The 20958-nt window shown below is 65.6% G+C and carries 18 protein-coding genes; 9 read left to right on the top strand and 9 right to left on the bottom strand.

The features are described from left to right. Nucleotides 1–73 precede the first annotated feature (73 nt). Both E2484_RS21485 and glmS read right to left on the bottom strand, forming a co-directional pair. Entirely contained in the window at nucleotides 74–1021 is a 948-nt protein-coding gene (locus tag E2484_RS21485) for a polysaccharide deacetylase family protein (protein WP_137287246.1), read from the bottom strand. A gap of 78 nt (nucleotides 1022–1099) precedes the next feature. Further along, nucleotides 1100–2923, bottom strand: coding sequence for a glutamine--fructose-6-phosphate transaminase (isomerizing) (gene glmS / locus E2484_RS21480; protein WP_137287245.1), 1824 nt, complete (start codon nucleotides 2921–2923; stop codon nucleotides 1100–1102). A 440-nt stretch (nucleotides 2924–3363) separates the two neighbouring features. Here glmS and glmU point away from each other — a divergent pair, with 440 nt between their 5' ends. Further along, nucleotides 3364–4560 (top strand): bifunctional sugar-1-phosphate nucleotidylyltransferase/acetyltransferase, encoded by a 1197-nt coding sequence (gene glmU, locus E2484_RS21475; RefSeq protein WP_137287244.1) that lies wholly within the window; start codon nucleotides 3364–3366, stop codon nucleotides 4558–4560. 21 nt (nucleotides 4561–4581) lie between these two features. Here the strand turns inward: glmU and E2484_RS21470 are convergent, their stop codons facing one another. Further along, the gene (locus E2484_RS21470; protein WP_137287243.1) at nucleotides 4582–4992 is read right to left on the bottom strand and encodes a chemotaxis protein CheW; all 411 of its coding nucleotides are present in this window, start codon (nucleotides 4990–4992) and stop codon (nucleotides 4582–4584) included. Nucleotides 4993–5103: 111 nt separating this feature from the next. Here E2484_RS21470 and E2484_RS21465 point away from each other — a divergent pair, with 111 nt between their 5' ends. The 7 genes from E2484_RS21465 (at nucleotide 5104) to E2484_RS21435 (ending at nucleotide 11777) form a co-directional block, all read left to right on the top strand. Next, entirely contained in the window at nucleotides 5104–5442 is a 339-nt protein-coding gene (locus tag E2484_RS21465; RefSeq protein WP_137287242.1) for an ArsR/SmtB family transcription factor, read from the top strand. Between the two features lie 71 nt (nucleotides 5443–5513). After that, nucleotides 5514–5795: a DUF7521 family protein gene (locus E2484_RS21460; protein WP_137287241.1), complete on the top strand. Its 282-nt coding sequence runs from the start codon at nucleotides 5514–5516 to the stop codon at nucleotides 5793–5795. A gap of 191 nt (nucleotides 5796–5986) precedes the next feature. Next, nucleotides 5987–6613 carry an archaellin/type IV pilin N-terminal domain-containing protein gene (locus tag E2484_RS21455; RefSeq protein ID WP_137287240.1) on the top strand — a complete coding sequence of 209 codons (627 nt, stop codon included), beginning with the start codon at nucleotides 5987–5989 and terminating at the stop codon, nucleotides 6611–6613. Nucleotides 6614–6699: 86 nt separating this feature from the next. Beyond that, nucleotides 6700–7920: a HEAT repeat domain-containing protein gene (locus E2484_RS21450; protein WP_137287239.1), complete on the top strand. Its 1221-nt coding sequence runs from the start codon at nucleotides 6700–6702 to the stop codon at nucleotides 7918–7920. Between the two features lie 226 nt (nucleotides 7921–8146). Then, nucleotides 8147–10042 (top strand): methyl-accepting chemotaxis protein, encoded by a 1896-nt coding sequence (locus tag E2484_RS21445; RefSeq protein WP_321112905.1) that lies wholly within the window; start codon nucleotides 8147–8149, stop codon nucleotides 10040–10042. A gap of 119 nt (nucleotides 10043–10161) precedes the next feature. Beyond that, entirely contained in the window at nucleotides 10162–11031 is an 870-nt protein-coding gene (locus E2484_RS21440; RefSeq protein WP_137287237.1) for a CheF family chemotaxis protein, read from the top strand. 185 nt (nucleotides 11032–11216) lie between these two features. Next, nucleotides 11217–11777, top strand: coding sequence for a CHRD domain-containing protein (locus E2484_RS21435; RefSeq protein WP_170977456.1), 561 nt, complete (start codon nucleotides 11217–11219; stop codon nucleotides 11775–11777). Nucleotides 11778–11946: 169 nt separating this feature from the next. On the opposite strand, the gene E2484_RS21430 is transcribed toward E2484_RS21435, so the two are convergent. The 4 genes from E2484_RS21430 to E2484_RS21415 all read right to left on the bottom strand — a co-directional run bounded on the left by E2484_RS21430 (nucleotide 11947) and on the right by E2484_RS21415 (nucleotide 18082). Continuing rightward, nucleotides 11947–12945, bottom strand: a complete 999-nt coding sequence (locus E2484_RS21430) for an NAD-dependent epimerase/dehydratase family protein (RefSeq protein WP_137287235.1) — start codon at nucleotides 12943–12945, stop codon at nucleotides 11947–11949. Nucleotides 12946–13065: 120 nt separating this feature from the next. Further along, nucleotides 13066–14655, bottom strand: coding sequence for an alkaline phosphatase family protein (locus E2484_RS21425; RefSeq protein WP_137287234.1), 1590 nt, complete (start codon nucleotides 14653–14655; stop codon nucleotides 13066–13068). 156 nt (nucleotides 14656–14811) lie between these two features. Beyond that, complete coding sequence (locus E2484_RS21420; RefSeq protein ID WP_137287233.1) at nucleotides 14812–16278, bottom strand: oligosaccharide flippase family protein; 1467 nt, start codon at nucleotides 16276–16278, stop codon at nucleotides 14812–14814. Nucleotide 16279: 1 nt separating this feature from the next. After that, entirely contained in the window at nucleotides 16280–18082 is a 1803-nt protein-coding gene (locus E2484_RS21415; RefSeq protein ID WP_137287232.1) for a hypothetical protein, read from the bottom strand. A 456-nt stretch (nucleotides 18083–18538) separates the two neighbouring features. On the opposite strand from E2484_RS21415, the gene E2484_RS25285 reads away from it, so the two are divergent. After that, nucleotides 18539–18706, top strand: a complete 168-nt coding sequence (locus tag E2484_RS25285) for a DUF7331 family protein (protein ID WP_170977455.1) — start codon at nucleotides 18539–18541, stop codon at nucleotides 18704–18706. 17 nt (nucleotides 18707–18723) lie between these two features. Here E2484_RS25285 and E2484_RS21410 read toward each other — a convergent pair whose 3' ends face one another. Then, nucleotides 18724–19827, bottom strand: a complete 1104-nt coding sequence (locus tag E2484_RS21410; RefSeq protein WP_137287231.1) for a DUF354 domain-containing protein — start codon at nucleotides 19825–19827, stop codon at nucleotides 18724–18726. Nucleotides 19828–19873: 46 nt separating this feature from the next. Beyond that, nucleotides 19874–20896, bottom strand: a complete 1023-nt coding sequence (locus E2484_RS21405) for a glycosyltransferase family 4 protein (protein WP_137287230.1) — start codon at nucleotides 20894–20896, stop codon at nucleotides 19874–19876. Between the last annotated feature and the right edge of the window lie 62 nt (nucleotides 20897–20958).

Genomic DNA, 20958 nt, shown 5'->3' with positions numbered 1-20958 from the left:
GATTCGGGGAGATAAGGTTGCTGACTCGTCGAAGAATTCGGCGGTAAAACCGTTCACGACGCCGAGAGACCGATTACCGCGGGCCGATAGGTTCGCGCGGGAGCGGTTCGTCGTCCTTGATGTCGGCAGCGATGGAGTTCATCGTCTCGACCTGTAGCGGGGTCGTGTTCCGGACCTCCGCGAGGTGTTCGAGGATGGCTTCCATGCGCTCGAAGTCGCGCTCGTCGGTCAGGTTGTTCGGGTGGAGCCACATGTGGAACACGCCGTCTTCGGTGCTGGCGCGGTCGATGCCCCGCTTCGCCATGCTGACGATCGGGTCGTCGGCCACGCGCTCCACGGTCTGTCGCGCCCGGCCCTCGAAGCAGAACAGGTAGAGCGACGCCGGGACGTTGACCAGTCCGTACTCGTCTTCCTCGGGCGTGACCAGCGTGGGCGAGACCGCTTTGGTGGGCCACCCGAGGAGTTTGGCCGCCGACCCGAGAGCGCCTCGGTCGTACCACCGCCGAGGTCGGGTGCCCCGATAGCTCTTGACGCCGTAGGCCGCCAGTACGTCGCGATGGCCGACGTAGTTGCGCGGGTAGACCACCGAATCGACCGAGAGACCGCGGCGCTCGGCGAGTTCGACGCACTTGCGCATCTCGGCCGACGCGATTTCGCGAGTGGTGTGGCCCATCTCGACGTGCGAGAAGGTGTGGCTCCCCACCTCGTGGTCGGCGTCGGCGTCCTCGATGGCGTCGATTAGCTTGGCTCCGTACCACTGTTCGTCGCGGCCCTCCCACGTTCCGGGGTCGCAGTCGAACCACCCGTCCGGCGTCGGGTGGGCGGCGTGTTCGCCGTCGCAGGAGTCGAGGAGCAGGTGGCCGACGACTGCCCACGTCGCCGGTATCTCGTAGTCGTCTAACATATCGAGGAGTCGGAGCCACGACTCGCGGGCCGTAGTCACCCGGTCTTCGGGCATCGTCTCGCGGTCGTGGAAGCCCCACGCGAGTTCGGCGTCGAGGGAGAGTACGACAGAACCCATCGTATCGTTACTATACGTCGGTCGGTGAGTAAATCGGGCCGACTGTTCAACAGCGTTCTGCACGGTAATCGTGGGTTTCTATTCGACGGTCACGCTCTTTGCGAGGTTTCTCGGCTTGTCGATGGCTCGTCCGAGCAGGTCGGCGGCGTGGTAGGACAGCAACTGTAACTGGACGTTGGCCAGCACGCCCGCCACGTCCGGATGGGTGTCCGGAATCGTCAGCACTTCGTCGGCGTACTGGTGGACCTCCTCCTGCTCGTCGCTGGCGACCGCGACCACGGGCGCACCGCGCGCTTCGGCCTCCTTGACGTTGCTGAGCGTCTTCTCGTCGTGGTTCCCGGTGAAAACCGCGAACACCGGGGTCTCCGGCGTGACGAGCGCGAGCGGACCGTGTTTGAGTTCGCCCGCGGCGAACCCTTCGGCGTGTTCGTAGGATATCTCCTTGAACTTCAGCGCGCCCTCCAGCGCGACCGGCCGGACAGACCCCCGGCCGATGAAGAAGTACGCCTCGCTGTCGCGGTAGTTCTCGGCGACCCGGCGGGCGCTCGTGTAGTCGAGAATCTGCTGGACGTGGCCCGGCAGGTCCGAGAGGGCCTGGAGTCGTTCGCGGGCGTCGTCGGTCCGCGAGTCGGTCACGTCCCGGACCAGGCGCTCGCCGAGTAGCGCCAGCGAGACCACCTGCGAGGAGAACGTCTTGGTCGCCGCGACGCCGATTTCGGGTCCGGCCCGGATGAACAGCGCGTCGTCGCACTCGCGGGCCGCGGTCGAACCGACCACGTTCGTCACCGCGAGCGTGGTCGCGCCCGAGGCGTTCGCCCGCCGAAGCGCCGACAGCGTGTCGGCGGTCTCGCCGCTCTGGGTCACGCCGATTACCAGCGTCTCGTCGTCTACCGGCGGTTGGGAGGTCGCGTACTCGCTCGCCAGGAACGCCTGGGCTGGCACGCCACCGCCGGAGAGGAACTGCGCGCCGACCAGTCCGGCGTGGTACGAGGTGCCGCAGGCGACGAACTGGACCCGGCTCACGTCCTCGAACGTCCCCGGCGGGAAGTCTTCGAGGTGGATGTCGCCCGTACTCGGGTCGGCCCGGCCTCGGAGGGTCTGGCGGAGCGCGGCGGGTTGTTCGTGAATCTCCTTGAGCATGTAGTGGTCGTAGCCGCCCTTCCCGGCGTCTTCCGGGTCCCACTCGACCGTCTGGACCGCCCGTTCGACCGTCTCGCCTTCGGCGGCCGTGATGCTGTGGCCGTCGGGTTCCACGATGACCACGTCGCCGTCGTCCAGATAGATCACGTCGTCGGTGAAATCGAGGAACGCGGGCACGTCGCTGGCGAGGAAGTACTCGCCGTCGTTTACGCCGAGGACCAGAGGCGACCCGCGTCGCGTGGCGTACACCGCGTGGTCGCGGTCGGTTATCATCGCCACGGCGTAGCTTCCCGAGAGACGCTCCAAGGTGGCCCGGAACGCGGTTTCGGGGTCGGCTCCCGCGGCGAGTTCCTCCTCCACGAGGTGCGGGATGACCTCGGTGTCGGTGTCGCTCTCGAACTCGTGGCCGCGAGCCTGTAACTCCGACTTGAGTTCGTCGTAGTTTTCGATGATACCGTTGTGGACGACGGCTACGTCGCCGGTACAGTCGGTGTGCGGGTGGGCGTTTGCGTCGGTCGGCGGACCGTGGGTACTCCACCGCGTGTGGCCGATACCGAGTCCGCCGTTGGGAACCTCGTCGGCGAGGGCCTCTTTCAGGTGGGAAATCTCTCCCTCGCGCTTGAAGACCTCCGGCCCACCGCCGTTCTTTATCGCCAATCCCGCCGAGTCGTAGCCGCGGTACTCGAGGTTTTCGAGTCCCGTGAGCAACTCGTCTACTGCACAGTCGTCGTCGCTGCCGATACGGGCGATGATTCCACACATCAGCAGTACACCCCCGTCGTCGTCTCACGCGCCAGCATCGTGTTGGTATCTTTCATGGTTAGAGCTTCGTACTGCGATATTCGTTCGGGACGGCGTCGCGTAGCCCGTCACATAACCTTCGCCTATCGTTCGCGTAGTTCAGTTCATCGCGCATTGTACCGTCCTGACCGCCCCGACGTCCGGAAGCGGGTGCTGTTCCACAGATTGCCACCGGACCTCTTTGTTATACGCTCGCTGATTGCCGGGTAGGAGAAAATACGCTCCACGTAGGGCCGACTTATCGTGGTTCGTGTACCCATTTTGGACGCGGGTACCGTCGTTCGTCGATCGCTCCGGGACTGCATTAATCGGGGGAAGCGTCTACCATCCGTTCGGTACCACCTACTTACTGGCACACAAGGAGATGGTAACAAAGTCTTCACCCCGAGTGGGTCCCCACAATGACAGCCGAGAGAGTTCAGGCAGTCGTCCTCGCGGCAGGCGAGGGGACCCGGATTCGGCCGCTGTCGGCGTCGCTCCCCAAACCGATGCTGCCGGTCGCAGACCGCCCGCTGGCCACCCACGCGGCCGACGCGGCCGTGCGGGCGGGCGCGGACGAACTAATCCTGGTCGTGGGTTACGAGGCCGACGCGGTCAGGGACTACTTCGGCGAGGAGTACGCCGGCATACCGGTCAGCTACGCGGTCCAGGAGACGCAGGCCGGGACCGCCGACGCGGTTCGAACCGCCCGCGACCGCTTGGACGGTCCCTTCGCGGTCCTCAACGGCGACAACCTCTACGACCCCGAGGGCGTCGAGGCGCTGTTCGAGGCGGGTCCGGCGGTCGGCGCGCACCGCGTCGCCGACCCGACGAACTACGGCGTGCTCTCGACCGAGGGCGGGGTCGTCACCGACATCGTGGAGAAACCCGCCGACCCGCCGACCGACCTCGCCAACACCGGGGCGTACCTGTTCCCCGAAGAAGCGCGAGCGTGGTTGGACGTGCCCGAGAGCGAGCGCGGCGAGCGAGAGATCACCGACGTTCTCGCTCGCACTATCGAGGAGTACGACGTTTCGGCGGTCGAACTCGACCGGTGGCTCGACGTGGGGCGGCCCTGGGAACTGCTGGAAGCCAACGAGTGGAAACTGGGAGAACTCGCCCGCGACATTCGCGGCGACGTCCACGAAACCGCCGACCTCCGAGGGCCGGTCGTCGTCGAGGAGGGCGCGACCATCGACGCCGGAGTCGTCGTCGAGGGTCCCGCGCTCGTCCGCACGGGCGCGAGCGTCGGCCCGAACGCCTACGTCCGCGGCGCGACCCTCGTCGGCGAGGGCGCTAAAGTCGGCCACTCGGTCGAGGTCAAAAACACCGTTCTCATGCCGGGTGCGACCGTAGGCCACCAGAGCTACGTCGGCGACAGCGTGTTGGGTCGAAACGTCAACTTCGGGGCCGGGTCGAACGTCGCCAACTTGCGGCACGACGACGAGGCGGTGAAACTGACGGTGAAGGGCGAGCGCGTCTCGACCGGCCGCCGGAAGTTCGGCGTCGTGGCGGGCGACGGGGCGAAGACCGGCATCAACGTCTCGCTGAACGTCGGCACGAAACTCTCGCCGGGCGTCGGGATTCCGCCGGGCGAAACCGTCACGCGAGACCGGTAGAAGCCGGGATCAGTGTCGTCGTCAGTTGTTGATTTCGGACGGCTTGATCCAGACGACGAAGTCGTCGTCCTGCCGGACGATGCCCCGGACCGACCCGCTCTCGACGCTCTCGTCTACTGCGTCGGTGTCGATGCCGACGACCTGCGTCACCGCATCGATGAGCCACCCGACGTTGCCGGTGTCGTCGCTCTCGAGGACGACGACCCGCTCGCCGGTTTCGGTCTCGTCCAAGTCCAGCACCTCCTTCGGATTGATGATGGTCGTCGTGGTTCCGCGGAGGTCCATCACGCCCTCGACACGAGGGTCGGAGTTCGGAAGCGGTGTCAGTTCCTCCTTGTCAACGATTTCGTCCACGTGTGCGATGTCGATGCAGTATTTCCGGTCTTCGAGCCGAAATTCGAGGACCTGAACGTCGCCGACGGTCTCTGACATACTCGATGGAATCCGTGGTGCCCACTTTACTGTTCCGACGCCGACCAGTCACGACAGCCGACGAGTCGGCTACGGTACCTTTTTAAACTAAGTTTTCAAACGCGATAATTGATGGAGGCCGTGGAACTACTCCGGGTACTCGGCAACAAGTACAACGCCGAGATACTCCGAGCCACGAGCGAACCCAAGTCGGCCCAGGAGCTGAGCGACGAGCTCGAAATCCCGATAGCGACGAGCTACCGCCGGATAGAGGAACTCACGGAGGCCGACTTGCTCGAACTTTCGGGCAGGGAGTTCTCCGACGAGGGCCGACGTACGAAGGTATACCGACGGAACGTCGACGCGCTCGAAATTTCGTTCGAGGAGGCCAGTATCGACGTGTCGGCAGAGGACCGGCCGAACGTCGAGAACGCGCTGGCCGACGTGTGGCGCGACCTCAAAGCGGAGTGACCCGAACCGGTGACCGTCGTGGGTCGCCGATTCCGGACCGTGCGCGGACGGCCTCTCAGCACAGGAAAACCATGCAATCGATAGAACTGCTGTACGTCGTGTTCAGCCTGACCCTCGCAACCGCCGGTCTCTCGATGGTCGGATTCGCGGTCCGTGCCTACAACCGAACCTCCCGGCAGGCGATGTTTCACCTCTCGATAGGCTTCACGCTCATCGTCGCCGCGGCGTTAGCGACGACGGTCAGTGCGTTCGTGACTCGCTTCGAACAGACCAGACTGCTGCTGTCGGTCAACTATCTCATCACGACGGTCGGATACCTGTTCGTCATCTACAGCATCACTGCGGGCGAATAGGACGCTCCGACCGACGTATACTTTTTCGGAGAGTTCTGGCTGGAGATGACCAACGTATCGGATTTCGGTCCTGTGTCTCGACCAATATCACATCTGATAATCGAGGCCGTACATTTATTACGAAGGTTTGTTTCGTTCCGGATAGAGTCCGTAGTCAATGTCACATTGACGCTCGGACAGGACGTGAGAAAATGAAAGAGAAAATCCAAAAACGACTAAATGACAGAGGTCAAGTCGGTATCGGTACACTCATCGTGTTCATCGCGATGGTGCTAGTCGCCGCTATCGCAGCAGGCGTGCTCATCAACACGGCCGGGTTCCTCCAGACCAAGTCCGAACAGACCGGACAGGAGAGTAGTGCACAGGTCTCGAACCGCGTGCAAGTAGTGAGTGGCTTCTCGAACGTCGCCAACGAAAAGGCTGACTACATCAACCTGACAGTGATGCGCGGCTCCGGTTCCGACGACATCAACCTCTCAGCGGCCACCATCGAGTGGATCGGTCCGAACGACGCCAAGACGCTGACGGAGTCCGAGAAGTCGGACGCCATCGTCAAGAAAGGCGGCACCGACGCTGGTAAACCCAAGTACGCGAACTTCACCGTTGACGCGATTAAGGACTCTGACGACTCGACACCTGTCCTCAACACGCAGGACGACCGATTCAAGGTCATCATGAACACCACCGCGATTAGCGGTGAACGGCTCAACGAAGGCCAAGAGGTCAAACTCAAGCTCACCACCCAGTACGGTGCAGTGACGCTCTACCGCGCCAACATCCCGCAGTCGCTCTCCCAGGAGAGCGCAGTCACGGTCTAAGCCGCATCGCTCGCAAACGACCTTCCTCTCGTTTCTTCGACCGGGTAACACCACGTTTTTTCTCGGACCGATTCGATTGAACGGTCGTGACTTCGCTGTTCGAACTGGAGAAGACGGGCGACGTGGACGAACTCACCTCGCTGTTGACGAATAGCAACAGCGAACCGGTCCGTCGGCGCGCGGCCGACATCCTCGGAGAGGTGGAGGCCGAGAATTACGAGGTGCTGGACCCGTTGGTGACTGCCGCCCAGAGCGACGACAGCGAAACCGTGCGAGCCGCGGCTATCGACGCGCTCGACCAGCGTCACGCAGTCGAACGACTCGTCGCCGCGCTGACCGGCGAGGAAGTCCCGACCGACGGGGCCGAGTGGGCGCGGGCGGAGGCGCTGGTCGAGACGCTCTCGGCCGACCAGCCGGAACTCCGGATGGCGTCGGCCAACGCCTTGGGCCGACTCGGAAACAAGGCCGGGACGAAGGCGCTCGTCGGACGCCTCGACGACCCCGACCAGCGAGTCCGAGTGAGGGCCGCCCGCGCGCTCGGGCGCATCGACGACCCGCGTGCGGTCTCGGCGCTTCGGAAGCGACTGGCCGACGAGAGCGTGGAAGTCCGGCGAGAGGCGGCCGACTCGCTCGGCCGCATCGGCGGCGAAGAGGCCCTGACGGCGCTGCTGGGCCTGCTCGACGACGAGAGCGAGACGGTCCGGCGCATCGCGGCCAACTCGCTCGGTAACTTCGGGAGTGCGAAACCGCTGGACGCGCTCGTCTCGCTGCTGTCCGACGAGAGCGAGACGGTCCGGCGCGCGGCGGTGTTCTCGCTCATCGAACTCCTGTCGAACGCGCCGGGTCAGCAGAGCCACGAGTTGCGCGAGCGGATGGTCGAGAAGTTGAGCGCAAACGACCACCGCAGCGTCGTGGACTCGCTGGTGGAGATTCTCGACCAGGGAACCCAACCTCACCAGCGTCGGAACGCGGCGTGGCTGCTCGGCAGAGTGACCGGCGACCGGAACCGCGAGGCCGCCATCGAGGCGCTGGCGTCGGTGCTGGACGACAAGGACGGGATGACCGCCCAGTTCGCCGCGACCAGTATCGCCACCGTCGGTGGCGATGTCGCCGAAGACGCCCTGCTCGACGTGTTGGACGATCCGGAGGTGAGTAGCGACGCTCGCGCGAAGGCGGCGTTCACCCTCGGGAAGGTGGGCGGCGAGCGCGCGCGCCAGCGACTCGACGACGTCATCGACGACACCGACGACGAGGAGGTCCGGAAACGGGCGTTCTCCGCGCTCTCGAAGCTCGGTGGGCGAGGGTAGAACCGCGAGCGACCGTAAATCCGGGTTGCAGGCGGTCTTCGAGGGGAGTAGCCGCCCGGCGGCGGTCCGGATTGCCGTGCGGCGGTCGGGTTATCGCGCTTGAAATTTGCGTAAAACTTTATATCCGGTTGGTGTCTCTTTCCAGAACAAGATGGTCAGGGACAGGCTGCTGAAAATTTTAAAGACCTTACGCGAAAGGGAAAACCAGGCCGAACGACAGCGAAACGTGACGTTCGACGGCGGGACCCAGACCGACGACGTCTCGATCTCGGCCGGAGAAACCGTCACGCGCTCGCAGTTGGCCGAAACGTATCGAAACACCGACGCGAGCGACGACCTCCGACAGGCCCAGGCGGTCCACCTCGGGCAGGTCATCGACGACCCGGCGTCGGCGGCCGAGGACGCGACCGACCTCGGGCGACGACACGTCGACGCGGAGGTGTCCGCCGCGACGTTCGCCGGAACCTACTCGGCGGGCGTCGAGGAACTGGTCGCCGAGACGTTCGAACGACTCGAACACCGACTCGGTGCGGGCAACGAGGCTGTCGCCGAGGAACTCCAGCGCGCCGAGGACGAACTTCAATCGGGACTCTCGGCGACGCTCGCCGACATGCAGACGGGACTCGACGCCTACGACGCTGCCGCGGCCGACGGGACCGGCGAGGAGGACGAACCGGGCGCAGACGCCGAGGACGAACTCAACGTGGACGACGACGACCTGCTCGACGGCATCGGCGTCCCGGTGTTCATGCTCGACACCCAGCGCGAGCAAGTCGCGGCGTGGAACTCCGCGCTGGAGGAGCTCACCGGCGTCCCGGCCGAGGAAGCCCTCGGGACGTCCAACGTCAGCGAGGCGTTCTACCCCGACGGACGGCGCGTGAAGACGCTGGCCGACAAGGTGGCCGAGGCTCCCGAGTCGGCACACGCCGAGTTCGACGTGGGGAAGGCCGACACCGCCCGGACGCTCTACACTGACGAGAGTACGATGGTCGACCAGAACGGCGTCGAGCGCAGTATCGAGTTCTCGGCCATGCCGCTGTACGACGACGGCGAACTCATCGCAGTGGTCGAGACGGTCCGGGACCGGACCGAGGACATCCGGCGACAGGAGGGCATCACCTCGCTGGTCGAGGAACTCATCGGTACCCTGACTGCGATGGAGACGGGCGACCTCTCCGCTCGCGCGTCGTTCGAGGACGAACACGACGTGGTGGACGAGTCGCTCGTGGAAGTCGTGGGGCAAGTCAACGACATGGCCGAGCGATTCGAGCGGTTGACCGAGCGCGTCGGCGAGAAGGCCGACGACCTCGAAAGCTCGGTGGAAAAGGCCTCGGAGTCGGCCCGCGTCATCGACGAGCGAGTGGACGAACAGACCGAACAGCTCTCGGAGGTCGCCACGCAGATGGAGAACTTCTCGGCCAGCATGGAGGAGGTCGCCGCCAGTTCCGACGAAGTGGCCTCGGCCGCCGAACAGGCCAAGGCGTCGGCCGACAGCGGTCTCGAATCCAGCGAGGGGGCGCGCGAAGCGACCGACGAGGTCATCGAGATGAGCGAGGACCTCGTGGGAACCGTGACCGAACTCGAAACCCAGATGAACGAGATAGAGGACGTGGTCGAGGTCATCGCGGAAGTCGCCGACCAGACCAACCTCCTCGCGCTCAACGCCAACATCGAGGCCGCCCGCGCGGGTGAGGCCGGAAGCGGTTTCGAGGTCGTCGCAGACGAGGTCAAGGAGTTGGCCAACGAGACGCGCGAACACACCGAGGAGATAGCCGGACGCATCGAGGAGATACAGTCGCAGGCCAACGAGACCGTGGTCGCGGTCGAGGAGTCCAACCAGCAGGTCAAACACGCCGGACAGGAGATAGAGGACGCGCTCGTCGCTCTCGAAGAGATCGCCGACGCGGTCGAGGAGGCCGCGACCGGCGTGACCGAAGTCGCCGAGGCCAACGACGAACAGGCCGCCAACGTCGAGCAGGTCATGGCGACGGTCGAGGACGTACGCGACCGGACCAGCGAGGTCGAGGACGCGACCGACGACATCGTGTCGGCGACCCGCGAGCAGACCGACGCCATCGACGAACTCTCGGCGCGGGTAGACGACATGCGAACCGAGTCCTAACTCCCCCGATCCGTCCCCGTATGACCGTATCGAACACCGACAGACGACCTCCCTCCGAGGACCCACGAGGCGTCGGGTCGCCGACGCGAGCGACCGCGCCGAGAACGTAGACACAACGCATGAGCAAGGAAGGCGAGCACAAGATCACCGACACGCAGGGGAAGTTCTTGCAGGTCGTGAAGAACGGCCGCAAACTCAACGACCCCGACTGGACCAGCGGCCGCGTTCTGCTGTCGAACAAGCGACTCGTGTTGGCGGGCAATCAGGGCAAGCGGTCGATTCCGCTGACCGACGTGAAGGGACTCGAAGGCCGCTACGACGTGAATCAGGCGGTCGCTTCGGTCTCGAACTATCTGAGCGTCGAGTTCGACAAGAACGTCGTCCTGATCGGTACGAGCATGGACATCGAGGAGTTCGAAATCGACGTCTACGGTGCCCTGCTGAACCAGGAGATGATCCTGACCAAGCATCCCGCCGTCGAAGGCGGCGTGATTCAGGACACCGACTGGGAGAAGGCCCGCGTCAAGATTACCGAGGGGATGGTCAACGTCGCCATCGCCAGCGGTACCTTCGTGGGCATCGAACTCGACGACATCGGCTCGGTCGAGCGCGCGACCCGGACGGTCGAGGGCGAACAGCGCACGGTGCTGGAGGTCGAACACACGCAGGGCGACACCAGCGTCCAGACGTACATCTCGGGCCAGACCCGGCGGTGTGCCCTGCTGGAATCGCTGTTCCAGAAGGGCGAGCGCAAGAACGAGGGCGGCGTCGAACTCGACGAGACCGAAAAGGAGGTCCTGATGGCACTCTACTCGGGGGTTTCGTCGTTCGAGATTCCCGACTTCCTGGGGATGGACGTGGACGAAGTCGAGAGCATCTTCGAGCGACTCATCGAAGTGGACGTGCTGGAGGAGGTTCGCAAGCGGCGCGAAGTGAGTCTGAAGACCCGCGGTCGGAACATCGCCAGCGAGTCCATCAACGAGAAGTGACGGACGGGATTCAGGGCCGTGGAATCACTTTCTTCGGAGCCGTCTCTAATCCTCTTCGGGAGACTACGCAGGACTGGTAGGTCGGAAGTAGCCCCGCAGTCTCCAAACTACCTCGTTGTTAGCTCTCTGGCGTTAATTCGACGGTGGCCATCAGTTCTTTTTGGGCGAGATATCGATATACTCCCGTGACGCGTAAAACTCTCGAACGCTGGAAGCGGCTCTCCCGACGGACGGCGTTGAAAGCCATCGGCGGTCTCGCTCTCGGCACGGCCGCGAGCGGTATCGCGTCGGCCGACGAGAGCGAAACTGACGAGACGGACGGCGAGACGAGCGAGAACGGCTTCACTGCGCACCTGCGGCCGGGCAACGCCGTGGCGCCCGAGTACGAACCGGCATCGTGTGGCGCGGAGGGAATCGCCACCTTCCACCTGGAGCCCAACGAGAAGGAGCTCGGCTACGAACTCCGATTGGACGACGTGGAAGGCGTCACCGGCATCCACCGCCACGAGGGGTCGCCCGACGAGAACGGCCCGCACGTCGCGGACCTCTACGACGGCAAGCGAACCGGGGACACCGGCGAGTTCTTCTCGCTGTGGGCGCAGGGCGATATCACGCCCGACGACTTCGCCCACGAGTTCGACGGATCGGTCGCGGACGTGGTCGAACTGGTCCGGAACGGGGATACCTACTTGCAGGTCCACCGTGGCGAGACGGGCAAAGAGGTCGCCCGAGGCGCTCTCAGGTAACCGACGGCGAGCTGGCGTGCCGAACGCTTTACGGTCGAGTGGCGGTCGACCGACGGCGGAGGCGTAACTATATATTTGCTTGGGAAATATTTCTATATTTTAGGTCCCGATATATATTTCTAAGAGCCCCATCGCGGCTGACTCGAAAACGGCGAGAACCGGATTCAGCCTACCGCAAGCCCTGAGCGTCGGCCAAGTCCCGAAGACCCGCCTCCAGCGAGACAGTTGGTTCGTATCCGAGTCCGTCTCGGGCCTTCGAGATGTCGGCCTCGCTGTGTCGGATGTCGCCGGGTCGCGGGTCCACGTGAGTGATTTCGGCCTCGGAGTCCGTCACGTCCACGACCGTCTCGGCGAGTTCCTCGACCGTGACGCTGTGGCCGGTCCCGACGTTGAACGGTTCGCCCACGCGGTCGGTGGTCGCGGCGAGCAGGTTCGCTCGCACCACGTCCGAGACGTGGACGAAGTCGCGGGTCTGCTCGCCGTCGCCTTCGATCGTAATCGGGCCACCAGCCGCGGCCTGCTGGAAGAAGACGTTCACGACCGCGCTGTACTCCGGATTCTGGCGCGGGCCGTAGACGTTGAAGTAGCGCAGGGGAACGGTCTCCAGTCCGTAGAGGTCGTGATACCGGCGGGCGTAGTGGTCGAGCGAGAGTTTGTCGATGCCGTAGGGCGAGGTGGGGTCCTTCGAGTCGGCCTCCGAGACCGGAATCGTCTCCGGATGTCCGTACACCGCGGCCGACGAGGCCAGCACCACGCGGGCGTCCTCGTCTCGGGCCTGCTCCAGCAGGTTCACGGTCGCGGCGGCGTTGATCCGATTGCTCCGCGGCGGGTTCTCGACCGAATCCTCGACCGACACCAGCGCCGCCTCGTGGAACACGAGGTCCACGCCGTCCATCGCGTCGGCGACCGTCTCGGAGTCGCACACGTCGCCCTCCACGAAGTCCGTGCCCGCGGGGACGTGTTCGCGCGCGCCGCCCGAGAGGTCGTCCAGCACCCGCACCTCGTTGTCTCCGACCAGCGCTTCCGCGAGGTGGCTTCCGACGAAGCCCGCACCGCCGGTTATCAACACTGTCCGGTCCGACACGTCGATTCTCCGGTCCGTCGGGTTGACGTCTCCCTCCGAGACGGCGGTCGTACGCTCCGGCGTGGCGTCGGGTTCGTCGGTCATGTCGATAGCCTCGCCACGCCCTTACTTATAAGTTGAATGCAGTTTTTGAACGTCTGCGGGGAGTCGGGTGTGGACCCCGGCCCGGCGAGCGCGTCCGGCGTTCGCGTTCGGAAACGCATCTCAGTCCATGTAGCCCAGTCCCTTGAGTCGGGACTCGACCTCTTCGAAGTCGGCTTCGTGGGACTCGTCGGTGCCGCGTTCGACGTACGAACGCTCCTCGACTCCTCGCCGTGCGGCGGCGGAGTCGGAAGCGAACACCTCCGAGAGGACTCGACCGTCGGCGTCGGCGGGGACGGGTTCGCCGACGCTGTGGAGGACGGTGGGCGCGACGTCCGCGACCGTCGCCTCGTCGGGCGTGCTCTCGGGTTCGATCGACGGCCCCCACGCGAGGAACACTCCTTCGAGCCTGTGGGTAGCGTTCATGTGGCTCTCGGTGAACACCGAGTCCGCGAGCGAGTTCCCGTTCAGGTAGCCCTCGTCGGTCCTGCCCCGGACCACGAGGTCGGGCGAGTGGTCGTCGGTCTCGAACACCTCGTCGCCGTCGTACACCTTCAGCACCCGTTGGCCGGTTTCGGGGTCTTCGAGTCCTTCGAGCGCGGTCCGAATCTCGGCTTTGACCGCGGACCGCTCGTCGGGTGCGACCACGCCTCGGTCGAACCGCTCGGTGTCGTTGACGTAGAGGTTCCCCTCGCCGTGGGTGAACGCGACCGTCTCCGAGAAGTCCACGTCGAACAGTTCGTGACTCCCGGGGACCTGCGAGGCCACCGACTCGATTACCTGCTCGGGCAGATGGTCGTAGAGGTCCTCGATGGTGATGCCCGCCGTCCCGAGGAGGTCCTCTATCCGGTCTTTCGTCAGGCCGAGGCGTTCGAGCGCCCCGCGGCCCGACCCGGTCTTCCGGGCGAGATACCCCTCGCGTTCGAGGAACGTGTTCGTGTGGACGTAGGTGTCGATGGGACCGAACCCGTGGTCCGAGACGACGAAGAGGTTGGCACCGTGGCGCTGGGTGTAGTCGAGAACGTCGCCGAGTACGACGTCTAACTCCCGGTAGTGTTCGCGGAGGACCTCCTCGTCCCAGACCAGATGCTGGAGTCGGTCGGGCGTGGTGAGGACGAAGAAGAACAGTCGCCAGTCCTCGACCTCCATCTGCTCCCGGAGAAGCCCCTTCTGGGTGGCGACCAGCGATTCGAAGTCTTCGAGGAACGCCTCCCGGTCGTCGTGGTACTGCTCCCAGGGGAGACCGACCTGGTACTCCGGAATCGCGTCCAGAATTTCGTCTGCGAGGTCCGGCGGATGGGTGAACCCCTCGCCGAACTCGGGCGTCATCATGCCGGTGACCATCTGGCCGTCGATGTCGTCGGCGGGGTACGTCATCGGGACGTTGCCGACGACTGCGGGTGAGAGAACGTCCCAGAGTTCCGGGCGGGCGAGGTCGTTGCTCGTGTTCATCCGGTTCGTGTAGTCCGACTGGACCTCCTGGAAGGCGTAGACGCCGTGTTTGTCGGGCCACGTTCCGGTGGCGATGGTCGGCCAGGCCAGTGCCGTGGTCGGCGGCATCGTACTCTCCAACCGTCCGGCCGACCCCTCCTCGGCGAGGCGCGCGAAGTTCGGCAGTTCGCCGTCGTCTATCCAGTCTTCGAGGAGATACCACGGTACCCCGTCGAGTCCGAGAACGACCGCCTTGTTCGGGTCTGTTGGTTTCGTCGACATAGTTTGTAGTGCGGGATACGACCCGCCGCTTGGACGTTCGCAGGCCCGGAGCGGCCTTTGTTATACCCCGTCTGCCGGAGGTTACGAGTCGTCTGTACGCGCGTAAGCGGTTCGTTCGGCGACGAAACGCCGCCGGGAAGCGGTCCGGCCGTCCCGTCAGGAGAGGACCGAGACGACCCGGTCGGGGTCGAGGAGACCGCCAGCGACCGACAGGCCCGCCCAGACTGCCACTCCGAGCAGGATGGCGGTGGCGACGGCCACTGCCCCGGAGGTCGCGGTCAACACGAAGTAGACGGCGACGGACATCGCGGCCGCGACCCCGGCGACCGCCGCGAGGTGGCGGGCGATTCGACCGACCGAAAGCGATAGTTCCGAGTGGATGACCGCTACGTTGACCACGGTGTAGGCCCCGAAGGTGACGACGGTGGCGGCCGCGGCACCGACCACCCCGAACCGGGGAATCATGACGAGATTCAGCAGGAAGTTGCCTATCGAGGTGGCTCCCTTGGCGTAGGCCCGCGAGCGTGCCCGACCGAGGTAGTCGAGCGCGTCGCTGGTCACGAACGCGATGGCTTGCAGGACGACGTAGCCCGAGAACACCTGTAGGACGGGAGCGGCGGACGCCATGTCCGAACCGAAGACGAGGGTGATGGTCGGTTCGGCGACCAGTACGATTCCGGCCGCCGCGGGCACGTACAACAGGAGCGTGTACTTCAGCGTCGTCTCGTAGATGCGGGCCGCGTGGTCGGTCTCGCCCTCCGCCTTGTGTTCCCCGTAGGTCGGCGAGAGGGTGAACCCGAGCGACGCCGCGGGCGTCTGGACGAAGCCGACGATCTGCTTGGCGAGGTAGTAGTAGCCCACCGCGACCGGGTTCATGAAGTATCCCACGAGGATGGTGTCAACGCGCTTGTCGATGACGTTGGCTCCCCGGGTCACGGTCAGCGGGACGCTGTACCGGAGGACCTTGCGGGCCAACCCGTCCTCCCGGGTCTCGGCCCGCTCGGTCCCGCGGTAGCCCACGACGTACAGCAGTCCGAGACCCAGTACGGCACCGATACCGTAGCCCACGATGTAACCGGTCAGCGCTCCCATCGCTCCTCCGAAGATGGTTACGAAGAGGACCGCCAGTCCGAGGCGCGACACGGTGCCGACAGCGCGGATGGCGCTGCTGTACGTCACGCGGTTGAACCCCTGGAACAGGACCTGCGTGAACGTGAACAGCGAGTGAACCGCGACGTAACCCGCCCCGACCACGAGCAGCGGGCCGATTTCGGGCTGGCCCAGTAGGTCGGCGATGACGACGCCGAACACCACGAACGCCCCGGCCACTCCCCCGGCGGCCGCGATGCGATACGTGAGCGCGGCCCGGAGGACGTGGGGTACCTGGTCGGGTTGGGTCTCGCGGTACTCCGTGACGTAGCGCGCGGCCGACTTGGCGATGCCGAGGTCGCCGACCAATTGCGCGACGCCGAGGACCGCCAGCGCCGACCCGAGCAGGCCGTACTGCTTGCTCGTGAGCAGGTATCGCACGAGGACGACCATCAGCACGCCGCTGGCGGCCATGTGGAGCAGACGCGCCCCGAAGGTCGCCTTGAGCCCGCGAGAGACGCGTTTCAGGTCCATCTTAGCTCGTTCCGTTTATCCGGTATAACTGGAAGCCGCCGTTGGCCTGTACCCGGTTCAGGCCGGGCGCGGCGTCGAGCGACCGGAACCCCTGCCTGTCGAACCGGAAGCCGTCGTACACCCGGACGTCCTGCTGGCGCGACCGGTCCGTGAACGCGAGATACTGGCCCCCGTAGTGGCGGGCGACGTAGCTTCCGGTGAAGTTCTCGTCTACCGCCGGGTGGGTCTCGTCGGCGTAGAGGCTCCCGGCCGCCAACCTGCGCTCGCGGCTCTCCTCGTAGCCGAGAACCCCGTCGGTCCATCGCTCGCCGTCCGCACGGATGCCGACGAACGACCCCGACCCGCGGTTCTCGATGGCGGTCTCGTACCCGGTTATCTGTGCTTCGGAGACGTGGCTGGAACTCTGGTACATGTAGGGGGACTGGTATATGGTGAGCGTAGACAGCACGAGCATGGCGACGACGGCGACGCCGACCACCGCCCGGGCGCTCCCCGGCGAGAGTCGGGTCGAGAGCGCGTCCACGCCGCGAGCGAGTGCGATTGCGCCGAGTATCGTCACCAGCACCATCACGAAGCCGAGCTGCCGGAAGTGGAGTCGCTCGTAACTGACGACGAAGTACGCGGCGAACAGGCCGCCGAGGGGGACCAGCGCGAAGCCGAGATATCGGGCGAACGCGGTCACGTCCCTGGAGTCGTCGAACCGTCCGAGGAACCCGCCGACGACCAGCAGGCCCGCGAGCGCGCAGAACACCAGACTCACGAGGAACAGTTTGGCGAACAGTATCTCGATGGAGCCACCGACCGACCCCACCGAACCGGCGCGCTGGGTGGTCTCGGCCCCGAGCTGGAACCCGCTCGCCAGCATGCCGACGAGCGCCGAGGTGGCCCCGGTCGCGCGCTCGTGGCGAGGTGCCCAGATTGCGAACACCCCGGCGAGGAATATCGTCTGAAGTGCGAACGTCCGGTGGTCGGTCGTGGGACTCCCGACGAACCGGGCGACCAGTTGGAGCATCAGTATCGCGCCGAACACGACGAGGACGTTCGCGGCCTGCTGTGGGTGGACCAGAACGACTGCTATCGAGGTGACCGCCAGCAGCGCGCCCGTCGGCGTTCCGACGAACAGGCCGTCGCGGTCGGCCCGCGTGAGGTACCGCGCCGCCAAGTAGAGGACGAGGGGGAAGAACATGATGGCCTGCGAAGTCGGATGCGGCATCTCGAAGACGCTGACGTTGTTGAGCGGGAGGAAGAGCAGTCCCGACAGCGCGGCCAGCGTCGTCGCCGTCCTGTCGCGAGTGATGGCCCACGTCGCCAACGGGACGAACAGGAGGAAGATAGCGGTGAACGCCATCACCATCACCAACATCGCGCGGTGGAGTTCCATCCCGGTCGCGTCCGAGAGCAGGACCGTGATGGTGTGGGTGCCGGGGTAGAGAAAGCCCAGAACGGATAGCTTCCCGGCGGAGATGTCCTTCGCCCACGCGAGGTGGGTCAGCGAGTCGCCCGCGCCGAAGAAGTAGTACGACCGCAGGACGGGGAGCGAGGCCACCGCGAGCATCGCCAACCCCGCGAGGACGAGCGCGAGTCGCCGTCCGACACCTTCGGTCCGGAGACCGAGGAAGACGCCGACCAGTAGCGCGACGCTCGCTCCGACCCAGAACGCCAGCGGCGTCCCGGCGTAGATCGAGAGTTCGTACGCCTCGGGCGGCGACCCGTGAGCGACCAGTACCGCCGCGGCGAGCGACACGAAACCGACGATGAGTGCGCCTTTCTCCCAGCGCTGGGAGGTACGTGTGTCCGTAGCCATGGTAATCAGACCGCGTCCGACCGGACGCGTGGTTACCGAAACGTCCCCGCGTCGGGGCTTTGTTATGGGCCGCCTGTGGCGTCTTAGGCCCTGAAAACGCCGTTTCGAAGCCGACGAAACGACGAGTGGTGCTGCGAAACGGTCCGACCGGTCGGGCGTCCCCGTTCGGTCACTGCGGCGTCGTGAACGTGTACACGTTTCCTAAACGATGGAGAATGTTTTTCAGACGTTGTTATTTATTTCCGAACGATAGGGACGACTCCGAGGCCGGTCCGCGGCCGGCTCGTCGGCGAGTGCCGTCCTCGGAACCGTCGGACCGGCGTTGCGGCGCTCGTCTGGCCCTCGTAAGTAATCTTGCACTCACCCAGTTACCGAAGGGTTCGCTAACCCTTATCAGGATGCGACAGTAAGTTACTGATAGAAACCCACTTACCTACCAAAAGTGGAAACAACCCAATGACTGAAAAATACGACAGCGGGAACGACCGCGAGGAAGCCGAATTCGAGACCGGACGCTACGCCGCCGTCAGCGACGGCGCGGGCGAAATCGTCGTCTACGACACCGAGAACAGCGCCGCGTGGCTCAAGTCCGACGCGGCGGTCGCAGTGGCCGAGATGAAGTAGTCGAACGTCTCCGGTCCTTAGTTGAGCGCCTTCGAGCGCCGTTCCGACGGGTCGGCCTGCCCAGGCCGGTCGTCGGGTTCGGACCTTCCAGCGGTTCGACCCTCACGGACGAGGAGTCGAACCGCGAACGGAACTACGTCGATTTTCTCTTCGAGCAGTCGCCGACGGCGGCGCTCCCACGCCGCTTCGGGGTCGTTTCGCACCAGCGTCGTCGCCTCCCGGACCGCCTCGCGGCCGTCGTCGGTCGAGTAGAGCAGACCGAACTCGCCCAACTCCACGAAGTTCGACATGTCGTCGCCGTCGGCGAACGACTGGCACCGCACGGCCGGCGTTCCGAGCAGGGCCGCCTCGGTGGACATGGTGGCCGAGTCGCCGACGTAGCAGTTCGCGTAGTACAGCAGGTCGTGGACGAGGTGCGGCGGAACCGGAAGCCGATTGTCCCGGAACTCCGGCGGGAGCGAACGCTCGCTGACGACGTACACCTCGGCGCGGTCGGCGAGGCTCTCGACCAGTCGGCGCTTGTCCGCGCCGGAAAAGCCCGCCTCGCCCACGTCGTGGAGCGCAGACCACTCGCGGAACCGAACGACCGCGTACTCGGCGTCGGGGTCGACGCCGTAGCTCCGGAGTCCCTCGGGGTCGGGGTCGAACCGATTCGGGTGGAGGTACGCGAGTTCCTGGTAACCGTCGTACCGGACGTGACCGTCGCCGAAGTCGCCGCGGAACCGCCGCGGCGTGGCCACCACGTCGGCGAACGGCGTGGTCAGTTTGTGGGCGAAGATCCCCTCGTTGTCGAGCCAGACCACGCTTCTGGCACCGACCAGCGACGAGACGTGCGCCACCGCGGTCCCGCCGATGGCGGTCATCACGTCCGGGTCGATGCGCCGGGCGGCCTTCCAGAGCCGGTACTCGTAGGTCGCCTGCATCCGGGCCAGTCCCCCGAGCGAGTCGGGCTTGCCGACCAACACCGTGTGGTCGATGCCGTACTGGTCGAGCAGGTCGATCGCCACGTCCTTCTCGCGGGCGAAGACGTGAACCTCGTCGCCGCGCTCCCGGAGTCGTCGGAGTATCGGCTGGAAGAAGTGGACGTGCGCGGGGTGCTGAACGGTGACGACGACGTTCACCGTCTCACGCTCCGTTCCTCACCGGCCGCCGCTCTCGTCTGCGCCCTCAGTCGTCGCGTCGATGCTCCGCCGTCGGTCTCGGCGTCGATTGGTGTGTCCATTGTCTTCTCGGGCCTCCTCGTCGACCGTTCGCGTCGTCGGGACTCTCGTCCGGGTCGCGGCCGAGCGCGCGCTCGTAGACGCCCGCGAGGCGCGCGGCCGTCCGCTCGACGCGCAGGTCCGCGACCGACTCCCGGCCGTTCGACCGCCGGGGGTCGGCCAGCACGTCGGCCAGCGCCTCGGAGAGTTCGGCGTCCGAGCTCCCGACGTACGACGGCGAGACGCCGCGCAGGCGCTCGCGAACGCCGCCCACGTCGGTCGAAATCACCGGGAGATTACAGCAAAGCGCCTCCTTGACCGAGTTGGGTAACCCCTCCCAGCGGGACGTCAGTAGGAGGGCGTCGGCGGCGTTCATGTAGTCCGGCATTCGGTCGTGGGCCACGTCGCCGAGCGGGTGGAGTTCCACGGGGTACTCGACCTGTTCGCGGGCCGCCTTCACCACGCGTCCGGCCCGCGGGAAGTCCTTGACCTCCCGGCCGGGCGCGTAGGGGAACAGGACGTGGCGGGCGTCGTCGGTCCAACCGACCGCGGCGCGGGCCTCGGCCTTCGGGGCGGGTCGGAACTGGTCGAGGTTCACCCCGTGGGCGACGACGTGAGACTCCCGGTCGAGTTCGGCCGCCATCTCCTCGGACATCACGACCACCTCGTCGGCGCGTCGAGCGCAGGTCCGCGAGAGCAACCCGAACGTACCGAGCAGGTCCGACCCCCACAGCGAGAGAACGACGGGGAGTCGGGTCTGGGCGAGCGCGGCCGGGGCGGTCAGGCCGTAGTTCGCGTGGACGAGGTCGTAGTCGCGCGCGGACTCGGCCACCACCTCCGGAACGAACCGGAGGTAGTCCAGAACCGACCGGCCGGTCTCCGGGTCGCCGGGCACTTCGAGCGTAGTTCGTTCGACGCCCAACTCCGCCAGTGCCGCGGTCTCCCGCCGGTAGAACCCCGGGACGTTCGCGGTGACGCTCAGTACTCTCATTCGTTCTCGGAGGTCCGCTGTAGACCCCTCTACTGGCCACCGACGCTCGGTTCGGCCTTTGT

This window comes from Halorussus salinisoli, assembly GCA_005239435.1.
GTDB classification, from domain to species: domain Archaea; phylum Halobacteriota; class Halobacteria; order Halobacteriales; family Haladaptataceae; genus Halorussus; species Halorussus salinisoli.
The sequence above is the reverse complement of the archived record's forward strand: the minus strand, read 5'-3'. Positions and strand labels throughout refer to the sequence as shown.